Annotated in this window: 17 protein-coding genes; 4 read left to right on the top strand and 13 right to left on the bottom strand. The window is 68.2% G+C overall.

Features of this window, described 5'->3' with window-relative positions; translation table 11 throughout:
- Positions 1-121 precede the first annotated feature (121 nt).
- The 5 genes from ACOGI8_RS01670 to ACOGI8_RS01650 form a co-directional block, all read right to left on the bottom strand.
- Positions 122-1,795 carry a cell wall-binding repeat-containing protein gene (locus ACOGI8_RS01670; RefSeq protein ID WP_419855169.1) on the bottom strand — a complete coding sequence of 558 codons (1,674 nt, stop codon included), beginning with the start codon at positions 1,793-1,795 and terminating at the stop codon, positions 122-124.
- Positions 1,796-1,906: 111 nt separating this feature from the next.
- Complete coding sequence (locus ACOGI8_RS01665) at positions 1,907-4,576, bottom strand: cell wall-binding repeat-containing protein (RefSeq protein WP_419855168.1); 2,670 nt, start codon at positions 4,574-4,576, stop codon at positions 1,907-1,909.
- Between the two features lie 210 nt (positions 4,577-4,786).
- On the bottom strand, positions 4,787-6,733 hold the full coding sequence (locus tag ACOGI8_RS01660; protein WP_419855167.1) for a cell wall-binding repeat-containing protein: 1,947 nt from the start codon (positions 6,731-6,733) through the stop codon (positions 4,787-4,789).
- Positions 6,734-7,012: 279 nt separating this feature from the next.
- Positions 7,013-7,576 (bottom strand): orotate phosphoribosyltransferase, encoded by a 564-nt coding sequence (locus ACOGI8_RS01655; protein WP_419855166.1) that lies wholly within the window; start codon positions 7,574-7,576, stop codon positions 7,013-7,015.
- A 66-nt stretch (positions 7,577-7,642) separates the two neighbouring features.
- Complete coding sequence (locus ACOGI8_RS01650; protein WP_419855165.1) at positions 7,643-7,846, bottom strand: type II toxin-antitoxin system HicB family antitoxin; 204 nt, start codon at positions 7,844-7,846, stop codon at positions 7,643-7,645.
- Between the two features lie 490 nt (positions 7,847-8,336).
- Between ACOGI8_RS01650 and ACOGI8_RS01645 the strand changes: the two genes are divergently transcribed.
- Positions 8,337-8,474: a hypothetical protein gene (locus ACOGI8_RS01645; protein WP_419855164.1), complete on the top strand. Its 138-nt coding sequence runs from the start codon at positions 8,337-8,339 to the stop codon at positions 8,472-8,474.
- Between the two features lie 350 nt (positions 8,475-8,824).
- On the opposite strand, the gene ACOGI8_RS01640 is transcribed toward ACOGI8_RS01645, so the two are convergent.
- Positions 8,825-9,049, bottom strand: a complete 225-nt coding sequence (locus ACOGI8_RS01640; protein ID WP_419855163.1) for a hypothetical protein — start codon at positions 9,047-9,049, stop codon at positions 8,825-8,827.
- A 37-nt stretch (positions 9,050-9,086) separates the two neighbouring features.
- Here ACOGI8_RS01640 and ACOGI8_RS01635 point away from each other — a divergent pair, with 37 nt between their 5' ends.
- Together ACOGI8_RS01635 and ACOGI8_RS01630 are read left to right on the top strand one after the other, a co-directional pair.
- Positions 9,087-9,728 (top strand): hypothetical protein, encoded by a 642-nt coding sequence (locus ACOGI8_RS01635; RefSeq protein WP_419855162.1) that lies wholly within the window; start codon positions 9,087-9,089, stop codon positions 9,726-9,728.
- Positions 9,668-9,898 carry a nucleotidyl transferase AbiEii/AbiGii toxin family protein gene (locus ACOGI8_RS01630; protein ID WP_419855161.1) on the top strand — a complete coding sequence of 77 codons (231 nt, stop codon included), beginning with the start codon at positions 9,668-9,670 and terminating at the stop codon, positions 9,896-9,898. The genes ACOGI8_RS01635 and ACOGI8_RS01630 overlap by 61 nt, the downstream gene beginning before the upstream one ends.
- A gap of 231 nt (positions 9,899-10,129) precedes the next feature.
- Here ACOGI8_RS01630 and ACOGI8_RS01625 read toward each other — a convergent pair whose 3' ends face one another.
- A complete protein-coding gene (locus ACOGI8_RS01625; RefSeq protein ID WP_419855160.1) occupies positions 10,130-10,561 on the bottom strand; it encodes a hypothetical protein in 432 nt (143 codons plus the stop codon).
- 11 nt (positions 10,562-10,572) lie between these two features.
- On the bottom strand, positions 10,573-10,755 hold the full coding sequence (locus ACOGI8_RS01620) for a hypothetical protein (protein ID WP_419855159.1): 183 nt from the start codon (positions 10,753-10,755) through the stop codon (positions 10,573-10,575).
- 59 nt (positions 10,756-10,814) lie between these two features.
- Here ACOGI8_RS01620 and ACOGI8_RS01615 point away from each other — a divergent pair, with 59 nt between their 5' ends.
- Positions 10,815-10,979, top strand: a complete 165-nt coding sequence (locus ACOGI8_RS01615; protein ID WP_419855158.1) for a hypothetical protein — start codon at positions 10,815-10,817, stop codon at positions 10,977-10,979.
- Between the two features lie 113 nt (positions 10,980-11,092).
- Here ACOGI8_RS01615 and ACOGI8_RS01610 read toward each other — a convergent pair whose 3' ends face one another.
- From ACOGI8_RS01610 to ACOGI8_RS01590, 5 genes are all read right to left on the bottom strand, one after another.
- A complete protein-coding gene (locus ACOGI8_RS01610) occupies positions 11,093-11,977 on the bottom strand; it encodes a hypothetical protein (protein WP_419855157.1) in 885 nt (294 codons plus the stop codon).
- A gap of 429 nt (positions 11,978-12,406) precedes the next feature.
- Positions 12,407-12,688 (bottom strand): hypothetical protein, encoded by a 282-nt coding sequence (locus tag ACOGI8_RS01605; protein WP_419855156.1) that lies wholly within the window; start codon positions 12,686-12,688, stop codon positions 12,407-12,409.
- Positions 12,663-12,845, bottom strand: coding sequence for a hypothetical protein (locus tag ACOGI8_RS01600; RefSeq protein WP_419855155.1), 183 nt, complete (start codon positions 12,843-12,845; stop codon positions 12,663-12,665). Before ACOGI8_RS01600 ends, ACOGI8_RS01605 begins: the two co-directional genes overlap by 26 nt.
- A 453-nt stretch (positions 12,846-13,298) precedes the next feature.
- Positions 13,299-16,172 (bottom strand): cell wall-binding repeat-containing protein, encoded by a 2,874-nt coding sequence (locus ACOGI8_RS01595; protein WP_419855154.1) that lies wholly within the window; start codon positions 16,170-16,172, stop codon positions 13,299-13,301.
- A gap of 300 nt (positions 16,173-16,472) precedes the next feature.
- Positions 16,473-16,934 (bottom strand): hypothetical protein, encoded by a 462-nt coding sequence (locus ACOGI8_RS01590; RefSeq protein WP_419855153.1) that lies wholly within the window; start codon positions 16,932-16,934, stop codon positions 16,473-16,475.
- Between the last annotated feature and the right edge of the window lie 253 nt (positions 16,935-17,187).

Raw genomic sequence — 17,187 nt, 5'->3', positions numbered from 1 at the left:
CAATACCGCCATCAGGCGGTGGCGGTTGCGGTGCCTCTGGCGGGGATGCCTATGTCGTCGTAGGTGGCCATCGGCAAGCAGGGCACGCTTCGCTGACGCATCAACGCCTATGGGTGCGGAGTCACTCGCCGATGTCGCCGGCGAGCAGGGCCTGCACGTTCTCGGCAGTTGCCAACAGGCTCAGCGTTCCCAGCGTGGCTCCCCCTTCGCCCTGCAGGGCCACGCGCAGCAGCGTGCTGACGCCGATGACCTCACGACGATCGTTGAAGACCGGCCCGCCGCTGCTGCCCGGAGCGACCGGCGTGTCAGTCTTGATCCACGTCACGCCGTTGCGTTGTTGGGTGCCCGAGTAGCGGCCGGTCGTGAGCGTCATGGTGTCGCCGCCGATGCGGGGATACCCGAGCGCAGTGAGTATCTCGCCCGCCTGCAGCGGCTCGGTCGCGATGGTCACCGTGGGCAGCGGGTCGATGCCGGGATCAGTGGTGAGCAACGCAAGGTCGTGCGTCTCCGACGACCGCACGATCGACACTGGCAGGTACTTCTCAGGCGCCTGCTCGAAGGTGCCGCCCACATAGGCCCGGATGCGGATGCACGGGATTCCGTCGTCGTGGACTGCGTGCTCGTTCGTCACGATGTGGCGGCCATCGCCCACGACGAACCCGGATCCGGACCGGGCGGTTCCGCCGGCGACGCTCACGCAGCGGATCTGCACGACTGACGGGGCCACCAGATTCCAGCCCAACCCGTCAGACACGCCTGCATCGGCCGAGCCGGAGCCACGCACGATGCCCGTCGCCACAGCCGACAGCGCCGCCGTCGGCACGGACGACCCCGGGCCGACGCCGGTCACGGTTGCCTGGGTGTCGCTGTCGATGGCGAGCCGCCAGTCCTGACCGAACCGGCCCAGCGTCTCGGGCACGGGCTCGTCGGGGGCGGGAGCGAGCAGCAGCGGCTCGCAGGGGCCGCGGACCGCTCCCGCCGCCAGGCCGCCGAACGGCACCGTGCCGCTGGCTACGGCCACGTCGGTGACCGGGTGACAGCCCGACGTGCTGAACGCACGGCGGGCAATCAAGGCGGCCGTCTCGTAGCGGTCGGCGCCGGCAATGCGATCGGTGTCGATGCCGAGCTCGGCGATCTCCTCTTCCACCGCGGCCGAGATGGCCGCCGTGCCGCCGAGGATCGTGACCCTCGAAACCTGCCGGTCTTCGTCGGTCAGGAAGCGGCGGGCCTCGTCACCGAGCTCGTCGGGCGTGGTGAGGATGAGCGGGTTGTCGCTAGTGACGCTCGGGGCGGCCGCCACCGCATCGGCGAAGTTGACGCCGGAGGCCAGATAGACGGTGTCGATCTCGTCGGGGGCGAAGGTGCGTGCGACCCGGCGGGCGGTTGCGTAGCGGTCGTCGCCGGCGAACCGGTCCACCCGGAACCCCATGCCGCGCAGCGTCTCAGCCACGCTCTCGGACACCGCCGCAGGACCGCCCAGGATGATCACCTTGGCCTTGGCGTGCGATGCGCACGGCTCCAAGTACTTCCGGGTGGCTGCCGGCAGGAAGGCCTGCTTGGTCAGCAGCAACGGCCGGTCGAGCGCTGCGCCGGCCAGGGCGTCGGGCCAGTTCTCGCCCGATGCCAGCGCCACGCTGTGCGAGCCGATGTCGCTGTCGCAGCTGCCGCCGGCCACGTTGGCCGCCAGCGCGTACACGCTGGCGCCGCTCACCCGCTGCACCGTGATGCTCGCCGACTGGGCGCCTGCGGGCTGCGGCGCGAACAGCACCGAGCCCGCCAGTGCAACGCTGAACATGGCAACAAACAGCCGCCGCGGGCCGTGGCGGGGCCGCCTTCTCGCAGGGCTCATGCCGACCTCACACTCCACGGCTTGCAGTCGTCGAAACGATACGGGACGCGCTGGCCGCTAGGGGCGAGCGTTGATGTAGGCGTCGACTCTCCACACGATGGTGTCGTCGTCGCTGCCGAAGTCGTTCACGGTGATGGTGGCCATGAACCCGCCGGCTCCGTAGCCGTCGTCGGCCAGGCCTGCCACGGCTGCCCCCGCCAGGATCTCGGAGGGCTCGTCGGGGTGCGTCCCGTACACCGAGCGCATCCACGACCCCGACCGCACCACGCTCATGCCGCGCAGCTCCCACCGGTCCGAGGTGAACTTCGCCTCGCCCTCGGCGATGCCCGACACCGTGCCTGCCGCGGTCTCCACCGACCACCGGGCGTTGAACGTGTGCGGGCGGCCCGCGCCGAACCCCCGGTCGATCTCCAAGGAGACGAACGCCTCGTTGACCTGCCGACGGTGCGGCGACAGGTGTGCGAACACGCTGATGAGATCGCGGTTGCGGAAGGCCAGCCGGGTGTTCTCGCCGGTGAACGGGCTCTCGTCGCTGGGCACGCCGCCCGACACCGGCTCGGCCGCCTCCACCACATCGGTCAGCCAGAATCGCCGGTTGGCGTTGGCCACCAAAGCCACCGACCGTGACGTCCGTCCGTAGGGCCCCACCGCCCGCACGTAGGTCGAATGAGACTCCGACAGCTCCATTGCGAGGCAGCCCGGGCTGGCCGGCTCCGGCTTGCGGCGCTCGCCGTCGACATCGCCCCGGTACCAGCCCAGCGCCGTCAGATCGGCCTCGAGATATGGCGCACGATCTGGTGATGTCTCAGCCACCAGCCATCGTGCATCGGCATAGGTTCCCCGCGGCAGGCACACCCAGTCTCGATCGGCCAACGACGAGGCGCCGCTGATCGCCCCGTCGGCATCGGCCCGGTGGAACACGGTGCCGTCGAAGGGAAGGCGGGTGGCGAACGCTCCCAGGCCCCGCTTGGCGTCGGGTGCCTTCTCGATCCGGTCGGGATCCTCATGATGGGGCGCATACGCCCCCACCAGCGTCGGCACGTCGGGTTCGGCACGAGGCGCCAGGCGCCCGCTCACCAGCGACGAGGCTTGGCCGAGCACCTCGGCGGTGATCACCGCTTCCCCGCCGAACGCCAGCACCATGCCGGGGGCGAAGCACCGCCCCTCGTTGACCGCTGCGGCGTACGCCGCGGCATCGTCGGCTCCCGACCCGTCCGACTCGATGCCGTCCACGGCCTGCGAGCACAGCCGTCCTGGCACGAAGACGTCGCGCAGGAACTCCTCGACCACCTCGGGCAGCTCGGTGGCTCCTGCGGGCACCAGCAGCATGGGCACTGCGGCACGCTTCGGACGGGGCAGCGCAGCCGACAGCGCCGCTGCCGCCGGGCGCCGCGCCACCGTGAACAGGCCCGGCTCGGTCGCGTCGACCGGCCCGGCAAGCCGCTCGACCGCATAGGGAATCTCGTGGGGCGACGGCGCCGAGGCAGCGCCGCAGAACGCACCCGCGCCGAGCGCGTCGGGCCAGCCCAGGGTGCCGCGCTCCCCGTCGCTCAAGGCCGCCAGGCACACCGATGAGCGGGCGAAGTGGTCGCCCGAACGAGTCGGCCACCAGCCGCCGAAGATCTTGGCCATCTCCACGCTGGTCTCGTACCGGTCGGCGCCCGCCACCCGGCGCAGCTCGGCCCTGGCGATCTGTGCGGCCAGCTCGGCCACGTCTGCGGGCACCTGCGACGTGTCGCCTAGCACGATCAGGTTCTCCACGTCGAGCAGGCTGAGCGCCACAGCGGTTTCTTCGGGCAGCTCCTCGCTGCCGTCGTGCAGCACCACTGGCACCTGCCAGAAGCTCGTCCACCAGCCCGCAGCCAGGGCGTCGAGACCCACGGCCAGCACCACCGTGCGGCCCAGCAGCTCGCACCGGCTCGCCCGCGAGCGCCACTCCACCACCGAGTTCGCATAGAACGCCGGCACGGCATTGCCGTCGGCGGCGGAAGAGTCCTTGCACCCGGTGGCGCTGCGAGGTATCGAGCGGGTCCCCAGCGACTGAGCCACCACCGCCGCGGTGCTGTAGCGGGTCTCGCCGCTCACCCGGAAGACCTCGTCGTAGCCGATCGAGACGAGCTCCCGTTCGATCTCGACGGGCACCGCGGCGGCGCCGCCCACGATGATGGCCTGCCGCGCCGCATTGCAGCCGCCCCTGCGCAGGTCTTGCGCTGCCAGCCGGGCGGCGTGGTTCAGCGAATCGGCCCCGTCGCGCACCGAATCGGTCAGCAGGATGGGTGCGGCGTAGGTGTCGACCCGGGCGAAGCCGCCGATGGGGTCGAACAGGGGGTCGCTGGCGGCCACACGGCGCAGGTAGGGCTCGCTCGAGCGGCCGGTGGAGTCCGACAGCGAGGCGGCCGTCACCGCGTCAGCCGGCACGTCCGACGCCACCACGATGATCGAGCGCGGGCAGATGCCCAGCCCCCACCATCCCTCCGCAGAGCCCAGGCTGCGCCCGGCACCCGAGGTGGCATCGGGAGAGTCGAAGGGGTAGCCGCCGGCGCCTCGCAGGGTCAGCGACACGGCCAGCGCGGTCTGGTGCCGGTCGGGCCCCCACATGCGCACGGCGTTGGGCCACGCCTCGAGCTCAGGTATTGCCAGGAACGAGCGCGGCCACTGGCGAGGCGAGATCGGGCCGTCCTCGGGGGCGCTCTGGCCGCCCACGCTCGGCACTGCAAGGACGAGCACGCACAGCACGGCAGCGGCTGCCGCTGCCAACCGTGGCTGTCGCCGCTGCGCTGTGCCACTGTCAGGATGGCTGTGAGTCATGAACGCGTCACGATTGGGTTGCCGTCCGGCTCGCACGCCGATCACCGACCCCCGCTTGCCGACGGGTCGGGCCGCGAAGTCGGCACAGGCAGCAAGGGTAGTGCTGCTTACGGCATTCGGAGCGGCGTCCTACGGCGTCGGTGGCGCTCCGGTCGCGTGACCTCTCAGGCGTTCGAGGAGGCGATCGGCAAGAACCGCGGGGTCGCCGACGGCGATCACTTCGAGCGAATCGCGGTTGAGCGCAGACCCTTCGAGAAAGGCAACCACGGAGGGGGGCACGGAGCCGGGCTGCACGAGCAGGGTCGGGCCTCGCACATACGCAAGAAGCGGCCCGGCAACCAGCGCGTCGGCAAAGCTCGTGCCGACCGCCACGCCGACGCGGCGGTTGCCGAGGCAACGGTTCACAGGCGATGATGCGAACGACACCGCATGCTCGGCAAGCAGCGCCGCCGTGTGGTAGCGATCGGCGCCGCCCACTCGGACGACGCGCAGTTCCATGTCGGCAATGTCCTGGGCGACATCGGCCGAGACGGCGTTCTCGCCGCCGATGACGAGCACGTTGTGGATCCAGTCGTAATGCTTGCCGTTGCGCAGGTAGCTGCGGACCTTCGGCGGCAGAGCATCGGGCTCGGTCAGCAGCAGCGGATGCGTGCCGACCGCCGCCACCGGCGCCGCAGCCAGGGCGTCGGGAAACACCGCGCCCGTTGCCAGCAGCACGGTGCGCTTGTTCCGATTGCAGAACGCCTGCGGGGTGCCAACCTCGCGCGCAATCAACACAGAGGTCTCGTAGCGGTCGGCGCCGCCGAGACGGGTGAGTGTCTGCACCGGCTCGAGCGCCGCCAGCGACCGCTCGACGTCGAGCGACACGGCTTCAACACCGCCCATGATGTACACACGCGATATCGCGTGGCGCCCGATGAAGCCCGCCACCTCCTCTGAGAGCCGGTCGGGATCGGTGAGCAGGATCGGCGCCTGCGCTTTGCCGGCCAGCGACGACGCTGCGAGCCCGTCAGGGAACCGGCTGCTGGTTGCCACGATCACCGTGTCCACATCGCCGCCGGCCGCTCGAACTCGCCTGCCGTGCTCTTCGGCCACCTCGACGGAGGTCGTCGTGGGGTCGGTGCCCGAAACACGCGTGGTGGTCACTCCGCGCACACCGGTCGGGCCGTCGCCTGTCGGCGTTCTCGGCAGATTGTCGCATCCTGGGCACGGGCTGGGCACGGGCGCGTCGAGCGTCAGGCGCGTCTCGATTGGCTGCCAGCGGGGGGTCGCCAGGTTGCCTGCGGCGTCACGGACATTCGCGCCCGCGGGGAGTGTCAAGGATGACCCGAGGACGCCCAGCGCGCCAGTGCCGTCCTCGGCCCGCACGGTGTAGCGGAAGCGCCAGATGTCGGTGCCGTTGCCGGCCGACAGCGCGGCAGAACGCTCGCTGGCCGACCCGCCGGCAGGAAGGATGCCGACGCGCACAGACGTACCGCTCATGTGCTGCTGCGGAACCGAGACCGGCTCGCTCCAGCGCAGTTCCACTTCGACGACATCGCCCGGCCGGTGGATGCCAACCGATGACGCCGCCACCGCACGGACCTCGTCCAGGGTCGGAATCACGCCGTCGATGAGATAGTTCACATGATCGGGCCCGAACGGGCGCAGCGTGACACGGTTGGTTGCGGCGCCGCCCGACGTCGGCGTGAACGTGCCACCCGACAGCTCAAGCGTGCCGGTGCTGAGCGAGACGCCATCGCTGTCGAAGTCGCCCTCGGCGACCCGGTAGCTGAACAGCGCCTGGCGAGAAGCGAACACGTACGGCTGATGCTTGAACGAGACGGTCCGGCTGCCGATGGTGGCGGGCAGGCGCGGTGATCCCTGGACGGTCACGTCGACATCGAAGTGCAGCAAGACGTAGACGACCTCGCCGAGCCTGAACGCGGTGGGCGATCGCGTCGGACCCTGAACAGCGGGCCGCGCCGCGAGGGCATCGGCTTCCTGGGCGCCGACGGGCACCACGAACGCCGCTGAGAGCGCGGCGATTGCCAAGGCAACGGCCGCAGCAGCGGCCGCCAAGCGAACGCGGGTCACCGGCGAGCGAACGCCGGGTCACGTCGGCATGAGCGATCACGGTGAAGTGACGCGTCGACTGCCGGACTGAAGGACAATTGCTCCGCGCATGAGTGCATGGACGCAAGGTAGATCTGAGATCTCGCTTCCAGGCCGCAGAACGCCGCCCAGATTGCACGATTTATCGAATGATTTTGGGGACGACTACCACAGCCGTTCGCGGCATTCGGCAGCAGCCCAACGATCCACGCCGGAACGCTCGTCAGTTCGCTTCATGCCGCGGATCGTCCGACACGCGGATCAAACCGGCTTGATGTCGAGATCGTTGTAAGTGACGACCGCGAAGTACGGCACGCCGTGCTCGGCGAACTGGGGTGCTGCGTGCTCGCCGCGGTCCACCAGCGCCACCGCTGCAGCTACTGTCGCTTCAACTCCACGCACAGCGTCGAACGCTTGCATGATCGATCCGCCCTTGGTCACTACATCGTCCACCAGCAGCACTCGGCTGCGCTTGTCGATACGGGCGCCCTCGATGAGACGCTTCGCTCCGTGCGTCTTGGGCTGCTTGCGGACAGCAAACCAGCCCACGCTGGCACGTATCGCTATCGCGGCTGCGATGTGGTCTGCGCCGAGTGTCAGTCCGCCGACAGCATCGAAGTCGATGCCGTCGATTGCGTCGAGCACCGCTTCGGCGGCGTTGTCAAGCTCGGGACCGGACGCCAAGGCTTGCTTCACGTCGATGTAGTCGTTCGACTCGGCTCCGGATGTGAGCACGACCGGCTCCGGCAGTCGGTCCAGCCCGTCGCGCTCAATCGTGTCTCGAAGGCGGGCAGCCGAAGCGGTGAGCGGTGCGTGCGCCGACATAGTCGCGGCCGAAGGCTACCGCCCATTGGTCGGCTTGTTGGCGATAGTGGGCAAGGTCAGCGCCGTTCACGCACCGTTGTGGCTAGTGCGCTTGTTCGAATGGTCGATCTCGCTCGCGGACGCCGTCTCGAAGAACAGGGTCAGGGCTTCGGCCAGGTTCTCTCTGGCCTCTGCGATGGCGAGCCCTTGGCTCGCGACATCGACTTGCGGGCACAGAGCCACATAGCCGTCGCCTTGCCGCTCCATGATCGCAGTCAAGTGCCTGGTCATCGCACGCCTCCTGTGGCTCATCGGGCAGGACCTCAGCCTAGGAACGCGAACGCAGCGGCCGGGCCGTGCTCCGGCCCCGGCCTTCACATGGGGGCGAAGCTCGCTACGCAGTGCATCGTCGGCCGCCAAATCGGCACGGGCGCCGGGCCAGTCCTCAAAGCAGAAGTGCGCGGCGAATTGCCGTCCCAAGTCAGGCCGCGCGAGTTACCGGGATGCGATGACCAACGGCGTGCGGCTTGAGCTCGACAGCCACTGGTGACAGTGCTCGCATATCCACCCCGTAATGCTCAGGAGGTTGTCGTGGTCTGCGGCCAGGTCGCGCCGGTGGATCGGTTCGTGGTGGGCGATTCGGTTGCGAAGGAAGTTCAGGCCTTGAACCAGGGGAGCGACATCGCGTCGCACTCGGAACGGATCCGACGGCGAAGGGTGCAGTTGTCCGCTTGCCGGGAAACAGGCTGGGCTGCAGATACCAGGGTTGCTTCCATCCCTGTTGAGAGCCGTAGCGGACGAGTTGCTCGTCAAGGGCGTTGCGGAAGACGACTTCGAAGCGCGCCAGATCCTCGTGCAGCGCTGCGCCAACGGCGACATTCCAGTCGTACAGTCTGATCGCGGCCTCAAGGTCTCCTGAGGTTGCCCTCAGGTAGGAGCTGAGGCGTGCGGGTGTGATCATTGCAGCGATGCGTTGCAGTTCTAGCGTTGACATGTGACTCGCCAGGGGTAAGCTCTCGATCGAAGACCCCGGAACCGTCAATGCTTCGGCAAACGGCCGGGGTTACGCCTTTGCGGACAGCAAACACGAGGCCCCTGCCGGAGTCCAACGATTTACGTCCGCCCGGCCCGAAGCCGCTGGCCAATTGGCGGCGCACACGCCAGACGCGAGGAGCCCCGGGACGGGTGCCCCGGGGCTCCTCTCAGTCTGCTTGGCCGGTCAGGCGGGCAGGCCGCCCGAGCGGTTCAAGCCGACTGTGCAGCTAGCTCCTAGGAGGGAGCCTTCACGCTGCTGGACACGGCGATCCGCACCTGCGATTTGCCGTTGAAGTTCTCGTCGACCTTGTCAAACGCATTGTCGGCCCCGGACACCGTGTCAGTGGCCCCGGTGTCGGTATCGGCGGCGATGCCGGTCGCGACCGCAGCCACGGCAGGGATCACCGGGTTGGCGACGCCTTGATGGCCTGCGGCGGTCTCGACGAGATCGCGTGCCATTCGCTTTCTTGGCAGAAATTCGTTATGATTTATTGTCATGAGCGATTCGGTCTCAGCGCAAGTCGCCCGCCGTGTCGAACATCTCCCGGAACGGGCATTCCTGCGCACGAGCGAGTTCGGCGGGCCGCGGGGACCGGTGGACTCGGCGCTGTCACGGCTGACGCGCAACGACGCTCTCGTTCGCATCAGACCGGGCCTGTACTGGAAGGGGACCCCGACGCCGATCGGCATGTCACTGCCTCGCACCAGAGAAATCGGGATTGCGCTCGGCGGCCCCGGTTCGGGCCCGGCGGATGTCGCGGCGGCCAACATGCTCGGGCTCACGACGCAAGTGCCTGCGACGGTCTCGATAGCGGTGCCCGGACGGACGCCCACGGCCTATGCGGGGCTGAGGTTCACTCAGCGCCCGGTTGGGCGGCTCGTGAACTCGCTGACCCCTTGGGAGGTTGCCGTGCTCGAGGTGCTGCGCGCAGGGCCGATGGTGACCGAGTCGGGCATGGACGACCTCGCCTACACGACCGTCCGGCTGGTACGCGACGGCAGGGCGCGAATGAAGGAGATAGCCGCCGCCGCCGCCGGCGAGCCGCACAGGCTGGCGAGGAAGCGCTGGATGGACCTTTGCGCGAGCCACCCCGAACTGGCAAGGGCGGCACCAGCCTGTCCAAGGCGTTCCGGCTGATCGAGCGATTCTCTGAGGACATCGACATCTTCTTCACCTCGTCGGGCCTCACAGACGCCGACATCGACGCGGTGATGGCCGGCATGCCCGCCACTACTACGACATCTGGTGCCTGCTGGGCGACCTTGACACACGCCGCGCGCTCCATGACGACACCGCCGCGTCGGTAGCGCACTCAGTCGCGGCCTTCACCACGATGGCCAACGGGCAGACGACGCCGCGTCCCCAAGACGGGTTCGCGTCATCGAAGGCGTTCGATCCTTCGGCGGTGCCCGAGGCACGCAGAGCCGCTGCCTCTGCGCTCAGGAGGCTTCGGATTCTGGCTTGAGGCCGTCTAGGCCAAACAGCGCGGCTCCCTGATGCTCTTGGCGCTGCAGGGCTACTCAGGCGGAGAGCATGGGTCAGGTGACGATGCGATATGGCACCAGTCCCGTGCCTCTGCCGGTCGTGATCGCCGGCGGCACGCGACGGGCGCTGGAGAACACGAGCTCGGCTTCGTGGAATGCCGCTGCGCCGACATGGTCGGCCACGAACCAGTTCAAGCCGTGCTCGTTCGCGAATGACGCCGCGACGCTGCTGTGCAAACGCGGATCCATCACTTGGAGCACCTCGGGGGCAGGCGCGTGTATCGCGACCCGTTGCGGCCTGCTCATCGGTGCCAAGAGACGCTGTATCTGGCCGACCGGCCCCGGTGCGGCGAACTGCATCGCCAGCACCGCCCGCAGCAGCCGCCAGTGGGCAGACGTGCAAATTGCCAACGGCGCCTCAGTCAAGCTGACAGGCAGTTGGCCCGCAACGGCGCGGGCAGCCAGCACTTCGTCGATGATGTACACGAGAAATGGAATCAGCCAGTTGCCAAGTCAGCGTCTTCAGTGCCTATGCGGTCGAGCGCCGCGTCCAGTTCGCCGGTCTCCACCCACTCCATGAGCATCGCGCTTGCAGGGTCGAGACGGGTCGCCGCAGTGTCGATGCACATGGTCGGCTCGATCGCAGCGGCTGACTGACTGCTGGGCTCCGGGGTGTCCATCGGGCTCGCCTTTCGCTGCCGTCAGCGTACTGCCGACACATGATGCACCGATACAGGCCATGTCCCGTGAAGCGCGAGTTGAGCGTCCTCAGCCATGGGCCGAGGTCCTGCCCAGGCTTCCCGGCGACATCTCAAACCTGCTGCGAACGCTCGGCCCTGCCCTGGACCCCGATGCCGACGGCCTGCGCCCAGGCAGCGGGTACCTGCGCTTGAACACGTCTTGAGGGCGAAGACGCGAGGAGCCCCGGGGCGGGTGCCCCGGGGCTCCTCTCAGTTTGCTTGGCCGGTCAGGCGGGCAGGCCGCCTGAGCGGTTCAGGCCGACTGTGCTGCTAGCTCCTAGGAGGGAGCCTTCACGCTGCTGGACACGGCGATCCGCACCTGCGATTTGCCGTTGAAGTTCTCGTCGACCTTGTCAAACGCATTGTCGGAGCCGGACACCGTGTCAGTGGCCCCGGTGTCGGTATCGGCTGCGTAGCCGGTCGCGACCGCAGTCACGGCAGGGATCACCGGGTTGGCGGCGCCCTGGGCAGTGGCGGCGCCTTGATGGCCTGCGGCGGTCTCGACGAGATCGCGGACCATCGGCAGGTTCTTCACCAGCGCTGTCTCCATCTCGTAGCGCACCTTGCGCACCGGAGCCGTGTCAGTCCCCGCCGTGATGTCGGGCAGCGCCTGGGTGTCGGCGGAGAGGTCGGCGAAAATGCTCAGACCGCCGTCGGCAGCACCGGCGGTCGGCGCCGTGCGGATCCGGGTGATGCCAGCAGTCAGCGTCTCGGACGCATTGGGCCGGGTGCGCACCGCGGCCGCCGTCAAGATGTCGGTCAGCAGCTCGTCGTTGCTGACGGCGTCGACGAAGGCGTTGAAGTTCACCTCGATGGCGAACTGGGTGCGGCCCGTGCCGCTGGCGGTAACCGACTGGTTCCGAACCGACAGCAGGCCCAGCGGGGTCGTGGCGACCCCGGCGGCGCAGTTGGAGAACCCTGCCGAGAATCGCTCGTCGAAGGCGGCGTTCGCCTTCAGCGCGGCGAGCAGATCGCCCAGCGTGGCCGTGGCGGGGCCGTTGTTGAACCGCACCGTGACCCGCTGGCCCTTGGTGTCGACGCGCACGTCGATGTCCAGCGGCTTGGCAGCGCTGTGGGTGCTGGCCCGGTCGAACACCATCGTCCAGCCGTTGCCCGCAGCGCCAGCAGCGTCACCGCCGGGCTTCGCATTGATCGCGATCACATGATCGCGATCAGCGCCGCACGCGGGCTGCTGGCCAGACCATGAACGGCCGCAAGATCATCGACCGGGAGCCCGTCGCACTTCGCGTCCTGTCTGGCATTGATGACCAGCTGTGCCCGGCACTCAACGAACTGGCCGAAGCCCGGCCGGCCATCTGGACGGCGCAGGACAACCGCGCACGCGCTTCGGAGACCTGCGGACGGCTTCTGCCGAGCCTGTCTGCGAGCTCGGACGGGCGCGCCGCCCCATCCGACAGCGCCGTGAGGATCAGGGATCGGCAGGACGGCCCTGAGGCGGCCGCATCAGCCTGCTCCATCCAGCCAGTGATCACATACACGAGCCCCGAGACGGTTTCGGCCGTGCGTCCCGGTGAAACGGTGAGCGCGGCGTCCATCGTGGCCTGGCTGACAGCAGCAGTGCCGCATTCGACTACACGTGTCGGATGTTCACCAAACGCAGGCCGTATTCCTCTACAGGATGCACCACCACGTACGCAATCTCGAGGCCGTAACCGGTACTGGTGCGCACTCGTGATTCAGCAGGCCCCATCGGCTCACCGGGCAGCTCGTCGAGCGGCGAGTCTGAGACCTCCAGCAGCAACCGAAACAGGTCGGTCGTCTCGACATCGGGAAGCAACGGCTCCCACGCGTCGAGCACCTGTCTCAGCGACAGCCAGCGCCAGCTCTCACCTGCTATCGACAGCCCAGCCACGTTCCTCGAAGATCTCTCGCAGTTCGTCCGGGCCGGCGCCCATGTCACCGACGGCTCTGCTTCGGTCGGCACAGCGTTGCGCTTGGCGGGCGACGAACTCCAATGCCTCGGAGTCGTCAGTGTCGATGGGCAGGAGCATGTGAACGGTCTCGGCCACGGGGGTCCTCTTGCTGCGGGGCGCAACCTCATCGCAGGCTGCGCCGATCAACACCACCACTGTAAGCCGGGTTGGCCATGAGCGACTGCGATATGGAGCAGCTTGCCCGTCTCACTTCCGCTTTTGCACGGCTGGCACGCGACACACCGCGCGAGCGTCAGCTCGAGCGGGGCGGAGGGCGACGCAATCGGAGACGGACTCGCAGCGGGTCGACTGGTGGTGGACGAACGTCGCACCTTGGCGCCGCGGCCAGGAACGTCACGGGGCAGGGCGACCAGTGGGCCAGCGTCGCCGGAGTTGAGACCACGGCTCGGGCGGGACGAGACGCATTCGCGGAGCCGGACACAGACGCGAGGAGCCCCGGGGCCGAAACCCCGGGGCTCTTCTCAGTTTGCTTGGCCGGTCAGGCGGGCGGGCCGCCCGAACGGTTCAGGCCGACTGTGCGTCTGACTCCTAGGGAGTCTTGACGCTGCTGGACACGGCGATCCGCACCTGCGATGCGCCGTTGAAGTTCTCGTCGACCTTGTCCTGTGCGCCGGTGTTGTCGGCCCCGGTCGGAGCGTCAGCGGCGTAGCCAGTAGCAACCGCCGCGACGGCATCGAACGCTGCGATCGCCGGAGGACCGACGACCGCGAGGCCGCCGCCGGTGCCTGCTTCGGTCTCGACGAGATCACGTGCCATCGGCAGGTTCTTCACCAGCGCTGTCTCCATCTCGTAGCGCACCTTGCGCGTCGGAGGCGTGGCGGCTACCACCGTCTCGGACAGCGACGGGGAGTCGGCCGAGAGGTCGTCGACGATGCGCAGGCCGTTGTCAGCCTGATCTGTAGTCGGCTCCGTGCGGATCCGGGTGATGCCCGCTGCGAGCGTCTCGGACGCATTGGGCCGGGTGCGCACCGCAGCCGCCGTCAGGACGTCGGTCAGCAGCTCAGCGTTGCTGACGACGTCGACGAAGGCGTTGAAGTTCACCTCGATCGCGAACTGGGTGCGCCCCGTACCGCTAGCGGCAACCGACTGGTTCCGAACCGAAAGCAGGCCCAGCGGGGTCGTGGCGACCCCGTCTTCGCAGTTGGAGAACCCTGCCGAGAATCGCTCGTCGAAGGCGGCGTTCGCCTTCAGCGCGGCGAGCAGATCGCCCAAGGTGGCCGTGGTGGGGCCGTTGTTGAACCGCACCGTGACCCGCTGGCCCTTGGTGTCGACGCGCACGTCGATGTCCAACGGCTTGGCAGGGCTGTAGGTGCTGGCCCGGTCGAACACCATCGTCCAGCCGTTGCCCGCAGCGCCAGCAGCGTCACCGCCGGGCTTCGCACCGATCGCGATCACATGATCGCCAGCAGCGCCGCCCACGAGCGCGGCCGGAACCGTCCAGCTGGCGTGCGCGGAGTGCTTCAGGTTGCTCATCAGCACCGAGCTGATGCGCGGGCTCGCCTGCGCCTTGATCGCCGATCCCGACGTCCCGGCGCTCACGTTCCCCGACGTGTCAGCAACAGCGCCCGGGCTGATCACCAGCCGGTCACCCGGCACCAAGCTTCGCCCGATGCTGACCGTCGCCGTAGCTTCGCCCGCAGCGTGGTCGGAGTCCGCCTCCGCCGCAGCGCCGCCAGGCCCCGGAACGAGCCTCACCTCATTGTCGGCGAGCACAGCGGTGCCGGCAAGGGCCACGTTGTCGGAGAAGCTGAGGTTGAACGAGGTCCTTTGCGTGGACGCCTCCGCGATGCCGACAATCGAGATCGTCGGACGTGAACGGTCCGGCGCCGCAGCCGTCACCGTCGTCGACGTCGGCGCAACGGTGCGCTTGTCGGTCCCGGTGCCGAACGTGGCGCTCGACGCGACGATCGAGATCACGTCGCCGGCGTTGAGCGGCTGGCCGAGCGTGATGTCGACCCGGCGCTTGTCGCACGCGCCTCCCTCTATGCTCGACGCCGCATTGCCGATCACCGCGGGCACGCCGTTGATCTCGATGATGTCCTGCATCTGTGCCAGGTCAGGGGCGACGTCGTCACTGAAGTACAGCGTGAACTTCGGCCCCGTCGAGGAACTCGGCGTCGTGGCATCGACGGCGATCGTCGTGGTCGTGTCGGGCCGCACCGGGTCGTCCTGGTTGATGGTCTTGTCGAGGTTGGTGTCGCTGTTGGCGCCGATCTGCACGGTGAGCGCGCCCGACGAAGCCGCCGCCGTGAGAGCGGCGTCCATCGTGGCCTGGCTGACCGCAGCCATGCCGCCGATGGCGACGATGCCCAGGTTCAGCTTGTTGGCGCCGATGGTCTTGGGCGTGGCGGCGAGGTAGTCGCGCACCGACGCCGGCAGGCTGTCACCGACCACCAGCGGCGGCACCAACAGCCCGCTCTCGAGGCTGGACGACAGCACCGGGGCAGCCACAACGCCGTCAGGGTTGCCGCGCACCAAAGCCACGTGTTCCCTGGACACGAGGCCCAAGTCGTCGTTGCAGCCGTTGTTGGCCATCTTGGCCAGCTCCACCGACACCGCCGAAGCAGAGTCGCCGGTGACCCGGGCCACGGTGTCGACACCGAGCGTGGTCAGCGCCGCCTCGACATCAGCAGACACCGCGCCGGTGCCGCCGATGATCTCGACATGCTCCACATCGTTCTCGGTGATGTACTCCGCCGTCGCGTCAGGCAGCTCGTCAGCAGCCGTCATCAGCACCGGAAGCTGCAGGCGGTACGCAATGGTCTGCACCGCCACGCCGTAGGACAGCATGTCGGAGGAGCCGTTGATGAGCACTGCTGACACCGCGTCGGTGCCGCACCACGACGAATTCGCGTCGATCATCGACGCAGTCGCCGTGGCAGTCGCGTAGCGGTCATCGCCCGCGACGCGCATCACCTTCGGCTTCCCGTCGAGCCCTTCGATGGCGGTCACCACCGAGTCGGCCACAGCAGCAGAGCCGCCCAGCACGTACACCGTGCTCACGCCGTAGTCCTCGATGAAATCAGCGACGCCGCCGTGCAGGCTGCCCGAGGGGGTCAGCAGGATCGGGGCGTCCACATAGCCGGCCAGGCCGGCAACCGAGATGGAGTCGATCAACGTCTCGCCCGACGACACGAACGCATTCGGAACAGCACCAAGGCCGCCCTTGGACTGAGCGAAGTTCTTCGCCAGCCGCAGCGCCGTGTCGTAGCGATCCTGACCAGCGAACTCACGGACCATGTCGGTGGCCGCGTTGTTGTCGTGATCGGTCTTCACCTCGAAAGAAGTGTTAGCGGCTTGGGCCGGGGACCCCGCTACGACCGCGAGCACCGATGCCATCAGCATCGCCGCCAAGATCGCTGCGAGCGAGCGCCTGCCACGCCGCTTCGTTCGAATAGTCAAGGTTCCTTTTCTCCTTGTTCTGTACGACGGGAGATGCTCCCGCTCTGCATTGTCAAACCCCGCGTCGCCGCGGTTTGTGACAGCGCCGACCGGTTGAAGGGCTCACCGCAGCGCATTCGCACCCAGTGGGCCCCACCTGGTGATCCGCATACGCGAGATACGCGGAACAGGACCAGTGTAACGGCCTTCGCCGCCGCGTCATAGGGGAATTTTCGGCCGGCCCAGATCGCGCACTGACGTCGCCCCCAGGGCGCCTGCTCGAACGGAGCAGGGTGCGCGAGCCGCGAACCGCTCAGCGGATCAGGACGCCGCGGTGAGCAGGTCGGTGAGCGGCTGCAACCAGCCCGCCTCGGCCGCCACGATCTCCAACGCCAACACAACAGCGATCCCCACCAGCCACCTGTGACGCTTGCGGGCCTCCTGACGGTCGGCCTCGCGCTCGTCGGCGATCTCCCTGCGCTCGGCCTCGCGCTCCTTGCGGTCGGCCTCGCGCTGGTCGGCGATTTGCTTGCGGTCGGCCTCGCGCTGGTTGCGGTCGGCTTCGCGCTGGTCGGCCATCTCCTTGCGGTCGGCTTCGCGCTGGTCGGACAGATTCAGCGCGAACTCCGAGAACGCCGACGACAGCACCCTCTCAAGATGCTCCTTGGTCACCAGGTCCGACAGCGGCGCGGGCGCGAGGCACGACATCATGTACTCCGCGCGGCGCTCGTCGAGCTGCTCACGGAACCAAGCGTAGAGGCGAGAACGATCTTCTTCTGACACGGCAGGCTTCCTTCGGTAGCGATCCGCAGCGCACCGTAGATCGCTTCAGCACCGCATTAAAATGAATTTCATATCCTTTAGTTGGTTGCGGCAATCGACGTCAGCAGGGCTGGTCGGCGTCGAGGCTGGCAACCTCAGGAAGATCTTCGGCGGGGCGAGGGGCGACGAAGTCGGCCCGGGCGCTACCAGACAGGGATGCGGAGCCAAGAGCGCTACGGTGACGCCCTGCCTGAAGGAGAGCGGTGCAGTACGA

Source organism: Candidatus Poriferisodalis sp. (assembly GCF_965204195.1).
Classification (GTDB): Bacteria; Actinomycetota; Acidimicrobiia; order Acidimicrobiales; family Poriferisodalaceae; genus Poriferisodalis.
Note: the sequence above shows the minus strand (reverse complement) of the source record. Positions and strands in the feature narration are given on the sequence as shown.